Source organism: Aliiglaciecola lipolytica (assembly GCF_018860635.1).
GTDB classification, from domain to species: Bacteria; Pseudomonadota; Gammaproteobacteria; order Enterobacterales; family Alteromonadaceae; genus Aliiglaciecola; species Aliiglaciecola lipolytica_A.
On the sequence record NZ_JAHKPT010000026.1, the window covers coordinates 60116 to 76857 of the forward strand.

Annotated in this window: 15 protein-coding genes; 5 read left to right on the top strand and 10 right to left on the bottom strand. The window is 43.3% G+C overall.

The genetic code is table 11. The features are described 5' to 3' along the window. The first annotated feature begins 70 nt into the window (after positions 1-70). The 4 genes from KO530_RS14970 (at position 71) to KO530_RS14985 (ending at position 5415) form a co-directional block, all read left to right on the top strand. Positions 71-2233 carry an ammonia-forming cytochrome c nitrite reductase subunit c552 gene (locus tag KO530_RS14970; RefSeq protein WP_216049257.1) on the top strand — a complete coding sequence of 721 codons (2163 nt, stop codon included), beginning with the start codon at positions 71-73 and terminating at the stop codon, positions 2231-2233. 210 nt (positions 2234-2443) lie between these two features. Next, entirely contained in the window at positions 2444-3934 is a 1491-nt protein-coding gene (locus tag KO530_RS14975; protein ID WP_216049407.1) for a CoA-acylating methylmalonate-semialdehyde dehydrogenase, read from the top strand. 40 nt (positions 3935-3974) lie between these two features. Next, positions 3975-4862 (top strand): 3-hydroxyisobutyrate dehydrogenase, encoded by an 888-nt coding sequence (mmsB, locus tag KO530_RS14980; RefSeq protein ID WP_216049258.1) that lies wholly within the window; start codon positions 3975-3977, stop codon positions 4860-4862. A 121-nt stretch (positions 4863-4983) separates the two neighbouring features. Then, positions 4984-5415, top strand: a complete 432-nt coding sequence (locus tag KO530_RS14985) for a hotdog fold thioesterase (RefSeq protein WP_216049259.1) — start codon at positions 4984-4986, stop codon at positions 5413-5415. Between the two features lie 26 nt (positions 5416-5441). Here KO530_RS14985 and KO530_RS14990 read toward each other — a convergent pair whose 3' ends face one another. The 8 genes from KO530_RS14990 to KO530_RS15025 all read right to left on the bottom strand — a co-directional run bounded on the left by KO530_RS14990 (position 5442) and on the right by KO530_RS15025 (position 13134). Beyond that, complete coding sequence (locus tag KO530_RS14990; RefSeq protein WP_216049260.1) at positions 5442-6323, bottom strand: AraC family transcriptional regulator; 882 nt, start codon at positions 6321-6323, stop codon at positions 5442-5444. 217 nt (positions 6324-6540) lie between these two features. Further along, entirely contained in the window at positions 6541-7314 is a 774-nt protein-coding gene (locus KO530_RS14995) for an SDR family NAD(P)-dependent oxidoreductase (protein ID WP_216049261.1), read from the bottom strand. An 8-nt stretch (positions 7315-7322) separates the two neighbouring features. Then, positions 7323-8651 (bottom strand): histidinol dehydrogenase, encoded by a 1329-nt coding sequence (gene hisD, locus KO530_RS15000; RefSeq protein WP_216049262.1) that lies wholly within the window; start codon positions 8649-8651, stop codon positions 7323-7325. A gap of 35 nt (positions 8652-8686) precedes the next feature. Continuing rightward, positions 8687-9703: a LacI family DNA-binding transcriptional regulator gene (locus KO530_RS15005; protein WP_216049263.1), complete on the bottom strand. Its 1017-nt coding sequence runs from the start codon at positions 9701-9703 to the stop codon at positions 8687-8689. A 454-nt stretch (positions 9704-10157) separates the two neighbouring features. Continuing rightward, entirely contained in the window at positions 10158-10736 is a 579-nt protein-coding gene (locus KO530_RS15010) for an NADPH-dependent FMN reductase (protein ID WP_216049264.1), read from the bottom strand. 14 nt (positions 10737-10750) lie between these two features. Next, positions 10751-11869: an LLM class flavin-dependent oxidoreductase gene (locus KO530_RS15015; protein WP_216049265.1), complete on the bottom strand. Its 1119-nt coding sequence runs from the start codon at positions 11867-11869 to the stop codon at positions 10751-10753. 135 nt (positions 11870-12004) lie between these two features. Next, positions 12005-12985: a nitrilase-related carbon-nitrogen hydrolase gene (locus KO530_RS15020; protein ID WP_216049266.1), complete on the bottom strand. Its 981-nt coding sequence runs from the start codon at positions 12983-12985 to the stop codon at positions 12005-12007. Further along, positions 12982-13134, bottom strand: a complete 153-nt coding sequence (locus KO530_RS15025) for a hypothetical protein (protein WP_216049267.1) — start codon at positions 13132-13134, stop codon at positions 12982-12984. The genes KO530_RS15020 and KO530_RS15025 overlap by 4 nt, the downstream gene beginning before the upstream one ends. Before the next feature lie 179 nt (positions 13135-13313). Here KO530_RS15025 and KO530_RS15030 point away from each other — a divergent pair, with 179 nt between their 5' ends. Next, a complete protein-coding gene (locus KO530_RS15030; RefSeq protein WP_216049268.1) occupies positions 13314-14204 on the top strand; it encodes a LysR family transcriptional regulator in 891 nt (296 codons plus the stop codon). Between the two features lie 31 nt (positions 14205-14235). On the opposite strand, the gene KO530_RS15035 is transcribed toward KO530_RS15030, so the two are convergent. Next, positions 14236-15222 carry an alpha/beta fold hydrolase gene (locus tag KO530_RS15035; protein WP_216049269.1) on the bottom strand — a complete coding sequence of 329 codons (987 nt, stop codon included), beginning with the start codon at positions 15220-15222 and terminating at the stop codon, positions 14236-14238. 58 nt (positions 15223-15280) lie between these two features. After that, positions 15281-16651 (bottom strand): MFS transporter, encoded by a 1371-nt coding sequence (locus tag KO530_RS15040; protein ID WP_216049270.1) that lies wholly within the window; start codon positions 16649-16651, stop codon positions 15281-15283. Positions 16652-16742 lie beyond the last annotated feature (91 nt).

A 16742-nucleotide genomic window follows, 5' to 3' on the forward strand; every position in this document is an offset into this window, starting at 1 on the left:
ATGTTTGCCGTTTTTAAATTTAGCTGCATCGTCTAGGTATTTTTATATAAGTAAATTGTGAGTTTAATCCATGAAGTTTGTTCCTTTGCTTTTGTTGTTGCTGTGGTTTTCTAATATTGGTGAGATTAGCGCCTCGATTAATGCGACAGATTGTGTCTCTTGCCACCAACAAGCAGTGTCAGATTGGAATCAGTCAGACCATGCAAAGGCGATGGCCATCGCCAACAAACATAGTGTGTTGGGTGACTTTTCCGGCGTTGAGGCAGAGCATTATTCACAAAACGCCAAATTTTATACAAAAAATGATACCTATCGTATTCGCTTTACTGAAAACGCAAGCACCAATGATTATGAAGTAAAATTCACCTTTGGCCATTACCCATTGCAGCAATACCTCATCGAAAAAGACGGTGGCCGATTGCAGGTTTTTCCCTTTGCCTGGGACTCTAGAACAGAACAAAACGGTGGGCAGCGTTGGTACCCCATTTATCCCGAAGAAGACATCAAACCCAATGACCGCTTACATTGGAAACAACCTTTGCAGAACTGGAATGGCATGTGTGCGGACTGTCATTCTGATGGTCTGAAACGTAATTACAATGTGGCTGACAACAGTTTCGATACACATTGGGACAACATCAATGTTGGCTGTCAATCATGTCACGGGAAAATGACCGAGCACCCAAAAACTGACTCCACTCAAACCACAAGCTCTGAGCCCCTATTAAGCAAAGAAGAACAGCAGGAGTTTGGCAATTGGTTGCGTACAAAAGATGATAAGGTCGCCCATTGGCAAGGGCCTCCCCGCGACAACAAATTTATGGATACTTGCTTTGCATGCCACTCGTTACGCGCTCCACTGACAGATGGAATCGATTCCGAAACGGCATTTTTAGATCAATTTTCACCCACGTTATTATCACCTCCCTTGTATCATGCTGATGGCCATATTAAGGAAGAGGTCTATGTTTATGGCTCATTTTTACAAAGTAAAATGTTTGCAGCTGGAGTCAACTGCCTTGACTGTCATAATCAACACAGTATGAAGATTAAGGTGCAAGGCAACGGATTATGTCTGCAATGCCACAATCCTCAAGAATACCAACAGCCTGAACATATTCGTCACCCAATGGATTCTGCTGGTGCTCAATGCGTTAATTGTCATATGCCGGAGACCACATATATGGGTGTAGATGATAGGCGCGACCACAACTTAACCGTCCCTCGCCCTGATTTGTCGGTAACCTATGACACACCGAATGCGTGTAACCAGTGCCATCAAGATCAGTCAGCCCAATGGGCAGCCAAAAATGTCGAACTCTGGCACGGCAAACCTAAGTCGTTACCGCAAGGAGAACAGGCTTATATTGACTTAATGCATCGAGGCTATTTGCCCCAGCAAGCGCATTTCAGATTGATTAATGATGAACAGCTGAGCGTGATAAAACGCGCCAGTGCCATCTCTATGTTACCAAATTCTGTGCAACAATTGAGTGATGCAGATATTCAAAAATGGGTAAACTCAGAGCATGATTTAATTCGCTTGGCTACCGCCAGAATAGGCCATTTACTGCCACCAGCAGAGCGTTTAAAAAGCTATCAAACACTGCTCAGCGATCAATATAAAGCGGTACGCGTTTTTGCGGCCAGTAACCTAATTAACTTGGGCTTCGAAGCAACCCCAGTTTTCAAACAAGCATTAGACGCTTTACTTAGCAGCAATGAATTAACCCAGTGGCGCGGTGAAGGGAACCTTAACCAAAGCCAAGCGTATATGAAACTTCAACAAAACCAGCAAGCGATAGATGCACTTTTACATGGAATTGAAGTCGATCCTTACTTTGATATCAATTACGTTAATTTGGTGGATATTTATCGTGCATCACAACAAACCGATAAAGTTGCACAAACCCTTCAACAAGGGCTAACAGCCAATCCTAAATCAGCAGTATTACACTACGCGCAAGGTTTGCATTTAATTCGTCAGCAACAAAAATTGCAGTCTATAAAGTCATTTAAACAGGCTATAAAATGGGACTCGCAAAATGTTCAATACGCTTATGTTTACTTTATTGCATTAGATAGCGTTGACCAAACAAAACGCGCGGTCAGTGAACTGAAAAAAGTCATTAAACAGTACAATAATGCACCTCAATTGATTGAACTTGGCATTAGTTTTTCTAGAAAAATCGGTGACCAAGGATCATTCAATTTTTTCCAAAGGTTAAACTAACAAATTAACTTTCACTGACCGAGCAAGGCGATATTGCCAGTTTATGGGCAAATCGCCATCGGCGTGAGCGCAACAAAACTGCTAACAATCCCTCATTTATGATCGCAAGATAGTCCATAATGTTCACAAGATTATCAATCTTCTAGTTCGGCCAGATATGCTAATCTTAAAGTATTGATACGATACTTGAGAATTGTTATGTCCGAACAAATACACAAAGTGCCATTGCTAATTAATGGTGAGCTAGTCCAAAGTAAAACCCAACACTGGTTGGATGTTACCAACCCAGCCGACCAACAAGTGATTGCTCAAGTCCCTCTCGCCACCTCGCAAGAAGTCGAAGATGCAGTGAACGCAGCCAAAGCAGCGTTTGAAACTTGGAAAGATGTGCCAGTTGGTGACAGAGCGCGACTCATGTTGCGTTACCAAGCTTTACTTAAAGAGCATCATGATGAACTTGCAAGCTTACTGGCTAAAGAAACCGGAAAAACCTTTGCTGATGCCAAAGGGGATGTATGGCGGGGTATCGAAGTTGTTGAACATGCCTGCAATATCGCCTCATTGAGTATGGGTGAGATTCTTGAAAACGTAGCTAACAAGATTGACTGTTACAGCATCACGCAACCTTTAGGTGTTTGCGTCGGTATTACCCCCTTTAATTTTCCAGCGATGATCCCGTTGTGGATGTTCCCCATGGCAATTGCCTGCGGTAACACATTTGTACTTAAACCGTCAGAACAAGATCCACTCACGCCTATGCGATTGGCGGCACTGTTTAAACAAGCAGGTGCACCTGACGGCTTATTGCAAGTTGTGCACGGTGGAAAAGATGCTGTTAATCAATTATTGGAACATAAAGATACACCGGCGATTTCCTTTGTAGGATCAGTGGCTGTGGGTGAACATATTTACCGTACCGGTACCGACCACCTAAAACGAGTACAAGCCTTTGCTGGCGCTAAGAATCACATGGTCGTCATGCCTGATGCATCAAAAAACCAAGTTATTAATGGTATTGCAGGAGCTTCAGTTGGCGCTGCCGGACAACGTTGTATGGCGATTTCGGTAGTCGTGTTGGTAGGTGAAACAAAGCAATGGATTGGTGAAATGCGTGATGCATTGGCGAAGGTCAAACCTGGTGTTTGGGATGATCCTGAAGCCGGTTATGGTCCTTTGATCAATCCACAAGCGAAACAACGGGTGTTGAAGCTGATTCAAGAAGGCAAAGATGCGGGGGCAACCTGTTTACTCGATGGTAGTGACTATCAAGTTGCTGGATATCCCGATGGTAATTGGGTTGGTCCAACGATGTTCACCGATGTCACTCGCGACATGTCAATTTACCAACAAGAGATATTTGGTCCGGTATTGATTGTATTGGAAGTGGACACCTTAGAAGAAGCCATTAACCTAATTAATGAAAACCCTTATGGCAATGGCACCTCCATTTATACCTCTTCTGGCGCAGTTGCTCGTAAATATCAACACGAGATAAAGGTCGGACAGGTAGGTATCAATGTCCCAGTCCCTGTGCCGCTCCCGATGTTTTCGTTTACTGGTTGGCGAAAATCGTTCTACGGTGATCAACACGCTTATGGTAAGCAAGCCGTGAAGTTTTATACTGAGACAAAAACCATCACAGCAAGATGGTTCGATGATGATATTGATACCGGTGTAAATACCACTATTGAATTGAAATGATTTTTCACCGTTTAACTTTATATTAGTAAGGGACAAAGTCATGGCCGTTATTGGTTTTATAGGTTTAGGTAATATGGGTGGTCCAATGGCCATCAATTTAGTTAACGCTGGTCACTCTGTTAAAGTATTCGATTTATCTTCTGAGGCGATTAAACATGTCGTAACAAAAGGTGGTTTAGCCGCAAGCAGCGCGGTTGAGGCGGCTCAAGAGTCAGATGTAGTGATCTCAATGTTGCCTTCAGGGAAGCATGTTGAAGGGCTTTACGTATCGTCATCGCAACCATTGTTTGATGTGGTTAAAAAAGACGCCTTAATCATTGATTCATCAACGATTGATGCAGCAACTGCAAAACGTGTATGTGAAATTGCCGAGCAGCGCGGATTAAGCTTTGTTGACGCTCCAGTTTCTGGTGGTGTGGCTGGCGCAGTGGCAGGTACCTTAGCGATTATGGTTGGCGCGACAGATGCACAATTTGCCGAAGCTAAACCGATTTTATTGAACATGGGTCAAAACATCTTTCATGCAGGCGCTAGTGGCGCAGGTCAAATCGCAAAATGTTGTAATAACATGTTGCTGTCAGTGCTAATGGCAGGCACTGCGGAAGCACTTAATATGGGCGTAAAAAATGGCCTAGATCCCGCAGTGTTATCGCAAATAATGTTACAAAGCTCTGGCAATAATTGGGCGTTACAAAAATATAATCCTTATCCCAATGTGATGGAAGGAGTGCCTTCGTCTAACGGATATCAAGGAGGCTTCCAGGTTGATTTGATGTACAAAGATTTAGGCTTGGCGATGGACATTAGCCATCAAAGTGGCTCACCAGCGCCCATGGGTTCGCAAGCAAAATCACTGTATTCGATGCACAAGTCAAAAGGCAATGGAGCTCTGGACTTTTCCAGCATAATGCAATTATATCAAGACTAATAAAACCAGTTTATTCAAATACATACGGCTAAAAATAGTCCGTTATAAGTGACACTAATTTGACCGTTACTAGGCTAGTATGATGGAATTTATGTTTTGTGATGATTATTGAGGTAAAGCAATGAGTATCTGGTTTGCAAAACCACAGGTTGAAGATCTAAATCAAATGTTAGCCAAAGGTCAGATTAATCGCTCACTTGGGCTGGAAGTAACGGAAGTGGGTGACGACTTTATACGTGGAACTATGCCAGCGGATGAACGCACTTTTCAGCCATACGGTGTAGTCCATGGAGGCGCAAATGTGGTACTTGCAGAAACCTTAGGAAGCATAGCTGGTTACTACTGTGTCGACACAAGCTTATTTCAAGTGTTTGGTCAGGAAGTCAATGCCAGTCATATACGTTCGGTATCCTCAGGTTTAGTAACGGCAACAGTTAGACCTATTCACTTAGGTTCTCGCTCACAAATCTGGGAAATTCGCTTAGAGAACGATCAAGGTAAACTTAGCTGTTTGTCGAAATTGACGACTGCGGTAGTTCCAATAAGACGTTAAGCAAGAATAACCAAAGGCATTATCACTTAACTATGCTTTAGTTTTCGATACTCTGAAGGCGACAACCCAGTGTGTTTTTTAAATAATCGAGAAAAATACAAACTATCGTCATAACCTACCCGTGAAGCGATACCCTGTATCGCTAATTCGCTGGTTTCTAATAAGTAGCTGGCATATTCCACTTTCATTTTTAAAAAGTGTTGAACCGGTGAAAAACCCGTCGCTTCTTTGTATTTCTTACTGAAATGAAACTTAGACAAATTCACCTGCTTTGCCAATGCATCCAGATCAATTGATTTATTCAGGTTCTGCAACATATAAGCTTGTAAAATATCGAGGTTAAATTGCTGCCTTTCAGGAGTGTTAACTTGCTGCGCCAGCTTACCGATATAAGCAAGTAGTTGTTTAAGCATATTGGCAGCATAGATCATAGCTGGCGTATTGTAACCTGTGCTTGATTCGGCCAGCACTGAGGCAAACTGTGCCATTAGTTGGGGTGAATGCCCGATTTTAAGGATCGGCATTTGCTTTTTATAATCCATATTAAAGACATATTCTTGAGCTTGATGACCGGAAAAGTGACACCAATAAATCGACCAAGGATCATCGGCATTTGCCCAATATCTATGACTCACTCCCCTAGGCAATAACGCCAGCTCACCACTTTGTATCTCGCCGCTCCAGTCACTAGTACGTAAAAAACCTTTGCCCGAAAAGCAATAAATCAAGATATTGTCGTCATGCCTATTTCGTGACATTTCATGAAAAAGCGCTTTTTCGTAGCGGCCCACTGCCAAAGGGTAACAATCTTGAGTAAGTGGATGTTGTTGTAGTTGCTGGCGAATAACAACGGGCGACACCATTCGTTCGCTGTGGCTACTGAGGGGCCAGTTCGATGTTTTGCTCACTGCGCTGTTCTCTCCAATTGGATAATCTAAACCTAAGGCTTCATTTTACTCAAGGCTGCACAACGCAATATAATCCATATTAATAATGAGATACAAAATAAATTAGCGGAACCGAGAGGGTGATCCAGATGAGTAGAAGTCTAATGTGAGGACGCACTGGGGCCATCTTCTAACAGAAATTAGCAGCTAGCAAAGCAGTGGCAGGGGGTGTGGCAAACTAATCGGCTGTCCAACCACCGTCCACCACTATACTGGTTCCAGTGACTAACGAAGAAGCATCCGAAGCCAAATATACTGCAGCGCCCATCAAATCTTGCACTTGTCCTAATCGACCCAATTTAATTTTGCTTAATACCGAGCGTAAAAATAACGGATCTTCAAAAAACGGCTTGGTTAAGGGTGTTTCAATAAAGGTTGGCGCTATGGTATTGGAGCGAATGCCATAACTTGCAAGATCCAGAGCTAGGCTTTTATTCATTCCCTCTAAGGCCCATTTTGAAGCGCAATATAACGACCGATTAGGGCCGCCAACATGACCCATTTGCGAACCAATATGTATAAGCGAACCTTTAATATTTGACGCGACCATTTTTTTCACACATGCCTGTGCAACAAAAAACGCACTTTTGAGATTCAGATTTAAAACTGCATCGTAGTCATCTTCAGTGACATCCATCATCCCTTTCGGACGATTAGTACCCGCGTTATTAATCAAAACATCAAACCCTTGGCGCTGCTCGAAAAAGACCTCGACTTGTTGTAAATCGGTAACATCCAAACACACAGCTTCAGCCTGACCACCAGCAGCGACGATGGCCGCAGCCACCGCACTTATTTCGCCCTGACTACGGGCAACTAAGGTCACATGCGCACCAACCTCAGCTAAACCAGCAGCCATTGCCATGCCAATACCTCGACCAGCCCCCGTCACTAGCGCACGACGTCCATCTAGTCGCATATTTGGAAGTTTAGGTAAGCTAATCTCAGTCACAATTCACCTCAGGCGCGAGTTTTATCAGAAGGAACAACGGCACTTGCGTATGGCACATCTCTATGACCATAACGACGAACACGTATATTCGCTTGTTCACCATGACCAGAAAAACCTTCCAAGTTACATAAACGTGAACAATACTCACCCACCAAAGCGGATGCTTCGTCAGTGGTGACTTTTTGATAGGTACAGGTTTTCAAGAATTTACCGACCCACAATCCGCCAGTGAAACGAGCCGATTTTTTGGTTGGTAATGTATGGTTAGTACCAATCACCTTATCTCCAAAGGACACATTGGTGCGTGGACCAAGGAACAAGGCACCGAAGTTTGTCATGTTATTCAAGAAATAGTCCGGGTCACTGGTCATCACTTGAACATGCTCAAACGCAAGTTCATCGGCAATTTGTACCATTTCTTCGTAACTTTCTGCGACTATAACTTCACCGTAGGTTTCCCACGCTTTGCGCGCGATATCTGCGGTCGGCAATATCTCTAATAGGCGTTCAATTTCAGCCATAGTTTCACGGGCAAGTTTTTCAGAGTTGGTTAATAAAACACCTGGACTATCAGGGCCGTGTTCAACTTGACCAAGGATATCGGTAGCACATATTTCACCGTCAACCGACTCGTCTGCAATAATCAATGTTTCCGTAGGACCGGCAAATAAATCGATACCGACGCGACCAAATAACTGGCGTTTGGCTTCAGCCACAAAAGCATTTCCAGGGCCAACAAGAATATCGATAGGATCGATAGTTTGCGTACCTAATGCCATCGCGCCCACAGCTTGAATACCGCCTAAAGCATATATTTCATCAGCTCCCGCCAACGCCTGAGCTGCGACTATCGCCGGTGCAGGTTTACCTTTGAACGGTGGCGCACAGGTTATGACTCGTTTAACCCCAGCCACTTTTGCAGTGATAACTGACATATGAGCAGAGGCCAAAAGCGGATATTTACCGCCAGGTACATAACAACCAGCAGCGTTAACTGGCACATTTTTGTGGCCCAAAATAACTCCGGGCATAGTTTCCACTTCTACGTCTTGCATCGATTGGCGTTGAATGGTGGCAAAATTTTTGACTTGTGCTTGAGCAAACTCGATGTCTTTTAAGTCTTGTTTCGACAAGGTATCAATACATGCTTGGATCTCTTTAGCTGAGAGTCGATAATCTTCACGATCCCAACCATCAAATTTTATCGACAAATCTCGCACTGCGGCATCACCACGTTGATCGATATCGGCTAAGGTACTTTCTACAATATCTCTGACTTTACGATCAGCATCAGCTTTTACTTCTGCGGTTGCTCCGCGTTTTAACCAAACGGCCATTCTATTATCCTAGTTTGTTAATTGGGCTTGTTGTTTTACTTCGTTTTACCAACGGTACTGCTACGAATAAGCAGCTCTCCTGGTACGACAAAATGTTCTGCCTGTTGACTCACAAGTGCAGGGTTTATAATTAGCTCGGCGGCCTTTTGTGCCATCAGTGCCACCGGTTGACTAAAAGTGGTTAATTCAAAGCTCGGCCAGCTAGCGGCGCTTACGTCATCAAAACCGACGATGCCGATGTCTTTACCAGGCTCTAAATCAAATTCAAATTTTGCGACATCAAGGCAAGCCATAGCCATATGGTCATTGGCACAAAATATGGCATCTGGCGGCTGTGGTAGCGCTAATAGTCGTCTTGCCGCTGCTAATGCACCTTGACGGCTAAAATGTCCTACTTCGCGAATTGGAGCTGGCCGCCCTTGTTCTTGTATGTATTGGCTAAATGCCTGCTCTCGTTCTGAGCTGGTAGACGAATCAACATAACCAGCCATAAAGGCGATTCGCTGATAACCACAATCGATTAAGTGCTTACCAATTAAGTGTGAGCCACGCTGGTTATCACCTGTCACTGCCCAGCATTCGGGAAATTGTCCCGTGCGGTTTAAAAAGACAACGGGAATACCGGCACTTTGACATTGTTTAGCGAGTGAGGAAGACAAGGTGGTCGACATAAGAATCAAGGCATCAACTCGGTACTGAAGCATTTCATCTATCTGCGCATCAGCTTCAGCATTGGCTCCAACGGTAAAGACCAACAGCCTTTTACCACCCGCCGATAAACTGGTTGATAACACATCAAGTATCTGAGAATAAAACGGGTTTTCCAGATTTCCTAAAACCACGCCAACAATATTGGACTTACCCTTGAGTAAACTGCGAGCCAATAAATTAGGTCGATAACCTAATTGCTGCGCCGCTTCGATTACTTTGTTACGGGTTTTTAGCGAAACACTCGCTCCTTCAGTAAAGGTGCGGGATACCGCGGACTGGGATACGCCTGCGAGTTTGGCTACATCGCTGGCCGCGGCCACTTGTTTATGATTTTCACTCATTTACCAAACCAACAATTAGATAGTTATGACAACGTTTTAGCGCTGCGCAAAAATGCCCGCTAATGAACACTCGCCTAAAGTCCATTTGTACTATTTGATAAATCATATTCAGACCTTAATTAAGCTTGTTTTTATCAGCCAGAATTGGCTAATCAGCATTTTTGCATAGCTATGCAAAAATCTATATTTGCACGCATTGATAATTATTGTCAATATAAATTCGAAAGTTGAAATATATGCAATCTGAGATAATTGCAGTACGGCTTATTAAGGATTAAAAGAGTTTGACGCTTAAAAAAGCGTCATAATGAGTATTAGCAAAGAAGAAACAATTTGAGTTTATCGGCCTTGCAAGGCGTGTAATATGATTAAACTAAATAATGCCATTTGTGGGGCATAAACTTATCAAGCGCAAAACTAAATTAGCTTCGCGCTGAGTGCGGTTTTGATATCACTAAATTGACGTTGGAGTGCAATGTAGTTTTGCAAAATCAAACACTTGCTTGCCAACCAGTGTGAGTTGAGTGTCTACGTTAGCATCATCAACTGCACCGTCTTTAAACATACCTGGGGTTACTCGAATACCAGCTCCAAAAGGTGTAGGCCAACCGCGCAATGCATGTACAATTGAGCGCATTGAGCCAAGTGTCGATCCTATTGCTTGCCAACCATAAGCTGTCACAATAATCCCAACCGGAAGACCATCCATATAAACTCGGGAATCCTTAGACGTTTCTTCGAAATAATCAATGGCGTTTTTTATTAATCCAGAAATTGAGCCATGATAACTTGGAGTGGCAATGATAATACCATCTGCCTGACGTATCTTGGCGACTAACTCACGAGCTTCAGCAGAATTGTTTAGTGCATCCATTGAATAGTGCGGTAATTCGGAAAGAAACTTTCCGTCAAAATGGGTTACTGAAGCGCCTTGAGACACAGCTGATTGCAATGCAATATGCAACGCACACTCAGTAGAAGAGTTCGGTGAAGTAGTACCACCAATTCCGACAATTGATATACTTTCAGTCATTCATCTTTCCTCGATTAATTGGGTACAAAGTCTTGAGTACCGTTTATATTAGTTATAATTCTTAAGTTACTATCTTGCATCGCCACTTTTTCACGGATCAGCGGGATAAGCTCCTGACCAAATAGACGAACATCGTTTATCGTATCGAAACCATTTAGGAGGAAACGGTCGACTCCCACTTGGTAGTAGAGCATGAGCGCATCAGATACTTGTTCGGCAGTACCAACAAGGGCCATTGCATGCAACCGCCCTTCAGTTGCTTTGGTAATACCAGTCCAAAGTCTTTCATCAAGACAATCTCCCTGCTCTGCAATCGCTAACATATGTTTAGCGCCCAAATCATCAGGCCCTTTATCACGACCGATTTTTTTGCCGGTAGACTGAATTTTAATTACAGCGTCCAATACTCCTTGTGCTTTTTGCCATGCGGCCTCTTCAGTTTCTCCGACAATGACTCGCATCGACATTGAAATACCCGGGTTACGTCCGTGCTCTGCAGCTGCGGCTTTAAAATTTTCGATAACCTTAGCTGTCTGCTCAACAGTGCCAGGGCCGATTGCATATGTATCCGCACATTCTGCGCCCAACTTAACGGCGAGCTCCGAACCGCCGCCCCAATAGATTGGAATAGATTCCTGCTTGGGTTTGATGGTTGAATAGCCAGCATTAAAGCGATACCAGTCTCCTGCAAAATTTGAAGGAGCATCGCTTTGCCAAATTTGACGCAATACATCAACATATTCACGACTGCGTTTATAGCGTTCATCTTTAGTATGGAAGTCGCCATCGCACTGCATTTCAACATCACTGGCGCCAGTAATAATATGCACACCCACACGACCATTTGATAACTGATCTAAAGTAGCGAACATACGAGCAGCCATAGTCGGGGCAATGAATCCTGGACGATGTGCGATCATAAATTTCAGTTTGGTTGTTACCGCAGCAATATGACTGGCGATAGTAATTCCATCTGGCCAAGTGGCAGTTTGCCCAATCAATACTCGATCAAACCCTGCTTCTTCATGGGCGATGGCATATTCACGAATAAAATCAGTATCCAAAACATTGTCCACTGGATGTAATTCTGACGAGTCAGCAAAAAAGTGTAAGCCAACAATTTCACATGGCATTTCATAACCTCCATAAGGAAAAACAAGCGCGTATTAGTTTGACTAAAGTACGCAGAATTTATTTTTAATATTGATCACCACATTTAACCAAGTAAGCATTGTTTAAGTGTCTTGATTAAGGGTTCATACCCATTGTTATTTCGATAAAGACAACCAACGTTGCCAAGACGCTTTCTCAACGGCTAGCAATTCTTCGGCACCAGGTGTAGGCCCGTTAGGAAAGGTATTCTTAGGCCAAAGGGGAAAATCATTTAACTCGCGATGAAGCGCGGTCTGAATCTGTGCTAAGAAATTGGCACCAGGCTGTTTGCGCGCCAAGCGTAGCGCCTCAATATCGACCTCAGCCAATGTCATGCCGTAATTCGCATCCTCGCCAATGTTAGCGCCATTAAAATCAAATATTTGCGGATCAGCGGCTTGTTCACCGACAATATTAGTCATGCCAAAATACAGCATGTTCTCAAATGCCCTAGTACCTCGCACCAGCTCAGCACCGGGTCGCTTCATATAATCCACACCAAATAGCGAGCCAACAGGATTGAGCACAACTTCTGCACCTCGAAGACTCAACTCACGAATAGCCTCTGGCCAATGAGGTTCAGCACCAATGGACAAGGCCAAAACACCAAGAGGAGTATCTAAAACCGGAAAGAAAGCATCGACACCAAACTCAGCAATATATTGGTCGTACACATCTATAGGACTAGTGCGCAATGATATTGTGTAATTTTTGCGGTATTTAAGACCAATATCGCCAGCAGGAGTAATGATGATAGCCGAAAGAAAGTAACGCCCCGGAAACGCATCATGACGTTCGACCGCTTGAACGACCACGTAAGCATTGGCTTTTTGAGCTGCTTCGGCAAAGCGATCGGTTTCTGGCCCAGGAAAGGTTACTCCTGCCTCTACCCAGTCTGCATTGGTCAAGGGACCATAGCCTGTAAAGGTAAATTCAGGGAATACAATTAGACGGGCGTTATGCTCTGCGCTGGCCCTAGAGATATGGTCACAGCAAAGTGTCAAATTCTCATCAAGTATCTCTTGTTGCACTTTGTTGGATGAATTAAAAACGGGCTTAATCGCTGGACGGCACATCGCCATCACATATGGTTTCATTGTTTCATCTCTTTATTCTGTTGGTTACTGCGCAAATTGATATGCATCCTACCGGGGACGATTTTTTGTTGAATTGATAAGGGGAAATGACGGTTCAATAAATAAGAGTCACCGAATATAGCTAAGTCTACAAATAAATTCTTTGCCATTATCAATTCCTATCATCGGCTATCAAATAATCAAAATGAGCGTCCACCATAACCATTTAGTTATAAAATATCTAAATGAATTTATCGATTGCCTATACAATAAATCTATAACAAAATATCTAGTATGCAGAATCAATGGTCACATACATTAAGATTATATTTATCTAGGAGAATAAAGTTTGGATATCCGACAATTAAAACGTTTTGTAACTGTCGCTGAACATGGCAGTTTTAATAAGGCGTCAGATATACTCGCTGTGTCACAACCTTCATTGAGTCGCAGTATTCAACAGTTGGAAGATACCTTAGACATCAAGCTCTTTGAGCGAGGATCTCAAGGTATCACCTTAACGTCTCAAGCTAGAGAACTCCTTCCTCATGCTCGTATTATTTTGACTGAAAGAGATCGAGCTCTAGAAACCATCAATTCACTTCGTGGTCGACGGGAAGAAGCTATTACAATAGGTACAGAAGCAATGTTTATTATGCATCGACTACCTCTAGCTATTTCACGATTAGCAGTAACGACCCCACAATTACAAATTACCGTAGTTGAAGACAACATCCATGAATTAGTAGAATTGGTAAAGGAAGGAAGTGTGCGCATGGCCTTCGGTGCAAGGGCGCCAACCATAGATCTTACAGGTTTAGTTTTCGAACAATTATCCGATGAAGGCGCTAGCATGTTAATGCGCGCTGGCCACCCGTTATTGAAAAAAGGCAAACCAAAACTCAAAGATGTCGTCAATGCACGATGGATCGTGCCAGACGATACAATGGTCACTCAGGGTTGGAAAAAGATTTTCCTCGATAATGAATTACCTGTACCAGAGATTGGTCTGCGAACATCGTCTTTATTACTGATGAAAGGTTGTTTGTTAAACAGCGATTTTATTTCGCTAGGAAATCACAGAGAATACGCTGACGAAATTAAATCAGGTCAATTAATCCAGATAGACTTCGGACAGTCTAGCTACTCTCGTCCTGCTGGAATATTTTGGCGAGAGGAAGCGCGCTTGTCTCAGAGCGAGAAAACCTTAATTAATACTCTTCGCAAAGTCTGTCAGTAGACTAAGCGAAGAATAGGTTGTAAACACTTACTTAGGGTAGCTCTTGTGCATGAATTTGATCGATAAAATCTTTCAAATCCTTGCCGGTTTCATCGGGTAACTCCAGCATTGGATAATGTCCAACATCTGGGTAGTGAATCACCTTAACATCTGTGTTCTCAAACTCAGCTACAGCACCAGGAACCAAATCAATAGGCAAAACAGGGTCGATGTCCCCCCACTGAAGCAGTATCGGCGCTGTAACCTGAGCCGCTTCTTTACCCGCACCGTCAGCTTTAGACCAAACGGCTTTCACATTAGCCTGATAATATTGCTTAACCTGCGCAAATTTTCCTGGGGTATTATTGGTTTCATAATACCAAGTTACTGTTTCAGGTTTAAGTCGCGAAGAAACGCCATACAACCAACCCAAAGAGGATTCATAATAGAATCTCGGTAAATAATTAGGTACCCAATTTTGGTGGAAATACTGCACCATAGTAACTATAAATGGAGGTTCAGAAGTAGGAGGTGCTGACAACGGTAGCGTTGATAATGCAAGCGCACGAACCTGCTCTGGATGCGACGCAGCATAAAGTACTGAGATAGTTGAGCCACTGGAACTGCCAACTAATGTAAATTTGTCTAACCCCTCTTGCTCAACAAACTTCTCAAGCAACGCAACAACACCTGGCATGCCAATAGATGGCTTAGGATCGGTGGTCAGCCCATAGGGAGGCCAGTCGATGCGGATAACCCGGTAGTCTGTTTTTAAGCGATTAGCCCAATCATCATAAATGCGCAGATTTGTCATTGAGCTATGCAACATGATGATAACCGGACCTTCGCCTTCGTCCCGCACATGTAACGTTGTATCACCTACTTTGACAAACTTTGAAGGTGCTATTGCATGTTTTTGTTTTACATCCTCAAATGCCGGATTCCACATACCGGCACGCATACTTACAAGCACGCCGATAAAAACCAAAAATACCACGAGAAGAGTGCCACTAACCCATTTTAATATACGTTTTATCATATTTAACCTTTATTAATTGTGACGCTAGAGGTGAAACAAACATCCCCATAAGGGATGCTTACTCCGCCTTCATCCCAGCATACTTTTTGATGATTTCTTTTTTTAGAACAAACGCTAAAATAGCGGCAATTAGCATAGCCGGCCCGACAACTAAACCAAGGGACACACCCACCATATTATCTTCTTCAAAAACATATTGAGTTAACATCGCAACCAACATTGGGCCCATTGAAGCGCCAATAAGGCTCGCAAATAATGTGTTAACTGAAGTAGCTACACCGCGCATATGGGAAGGTACAATATCTTGCATAATAACCAATGACATAACTCCGGCCATGGCTAACAAAACCCCTGGGAAAGAAACAAGGAAGATACTTATATAAAGGCTTGGATTAAATGCAATTAAGCCATAACCCACACACAAGCAGTATGCACAAATCATCACATTAAGCCGTTTAACAGGACTTTTTCCAGTAAGTTTAGAAACGTAACCACCAGCCAGAGAACCAATACCACCAGCCGCAAACATCACGACGCCCATAATCAAGCCAACTTGTTGAGGCCCTAACTCGAAACGTCGTAAAAACAAAGGTACATTCCAAGCTAAACCAGAGTACTGAACGACCGCAACAACCATTGTTAGCAAATATAATGAGCCGACGGACTTCCAGTTGATTTTGAAAAATTCATAAAACTCGCCTAAACCAGCCAACGGATGTGTTGATTTACTTATGTGCTCTCTAGGAGGTTCTTTGCCTGCAAGTAACATCACAATAGCCAAAGATCCTGCTATGCCATACACCATAAACAACATACGCCAAGCATCCATGTCACCAATTATAGGAAGATGTGCTAATCCGCCATCCATTCCTGCTTGCAATAACTGTCCACCTAAAATGAGCGAGAAACTTGCACCAAATAACTGGCCGAGGATAATCCCTCCAATTAGAAACCCACGGTTTCGCTGAGGAGCAAGATCACCTATTAATGAAATTGCCACTGGCCACAAGGCAGCTTCACCCGCGCCAACGAGCATGCGAAACACAAATAGCGACTCAAAACTATTGGCCATACCACAAGCAATGGTGCCACCACTCCAAGTCACTACCGCCATTGCCAGCAGCTTATTACGATTTAATCTATCGGCCATTAATCCCAGCGGAATTCCAGCAAATGCGTAAAGCAATGAAAAGGAAAAGCCTTGTAAAACGCCTATTTGGGTTTCTGTTAATCCAAGATCTGCACGTATTGGCTCAACAACCATTGAAAGTACCATACGGTCCATGGTGCACAATGCAGCGGTAAGAATCAGCGCCATTATGGTAATGCGACCACCAAGAGAATAAAATGTCGCAAATTCGGTTCGTTCTGCTTTTGTATCAATTGGTGCCAGTGTTGGCAGAGCATCGTTTATATTTTGATTAGCCACGTATAGCCTCCAATTTATTTGAGTTATTATTATTCAATTATCAGACTCCACAAGTAGGCTAACAGCCGCCCATTTGTTAATTACGAAAAAA

Excerpts from the sequence above, each read along its gene's own strand:
- KO530_RS14970 (WP_216049257.1), top strand. The coding sequence starts at position 71 with ATGAAGTTTGTTCCTTTGCTTTTGTTGTTGCTGTGGTTTTCTAATATT.
- KO530_RS15010 (WP_216049264.1), bottom strand. The coding sequence starts at position 10,736 with ATGACTGAAAGTATATCAATTGTCGGAATTGGTGGTACTACTTCACCG.
- KO530_RS15025 (WP_216049267.1), bottom strand. The coding sequence starts at position 13,134 with ATGGCAAAGAATTTATTTGTAGACTTAGCTATATTCGGTGACTCTTAT.
- KO530_RS15035 (WP_216049269.1), bottom strand. The coding sequence starts at position 15,222 with ATGATAAAACGTATATTAAAATGGGTTAGTGGCACTCTTCTCGTGGTA.
- KO530_RS15015 (WP_216049265.1), bottom strand. The coding sequence starts at position 11,869 with ATGCCATGTGAAATTGTTGGCTTACACTTTTTTGCTGACTCGTCAGAA.
- KO530_RS14985 (WP_216049259.1), top strand. The coding sequence starts at position 4,984 with ATGAGTATCTGGTTTGCAAAACCACAGGTTGAAGATCTAAATCAAATG.
- mmsB (WP_216049258.1), top strand. The coding sequence starts at position 3,975 with ATGGCCGTTATTGGTTTTATAGGTTTAGGTAATATGGGTGGTCCAATG.
- KO530_RS15020 (WP_216049266.1), bottom strand. The coding sequence starts at position 12,985 with ATGAAACCATATGTGATGGCGATGTGCCGTCCAGCGATTAAGCCCGTT.
- hisD (WP_216049262.1), bottom strand. The coding sequence starts at position 8,651 with ATGGCCGTTTGGTTAAAACGCGGAGCAACCGCAGAAGTAAAAGCTGAT.
- KO530_RS15005 (WP_216049263.1), bottom strand. The coding sequence starts at position 9,703 with ATGAGTGAAAATCATAAACAAGTGGCCGCGGCCAGCGATGTAGCCAAA.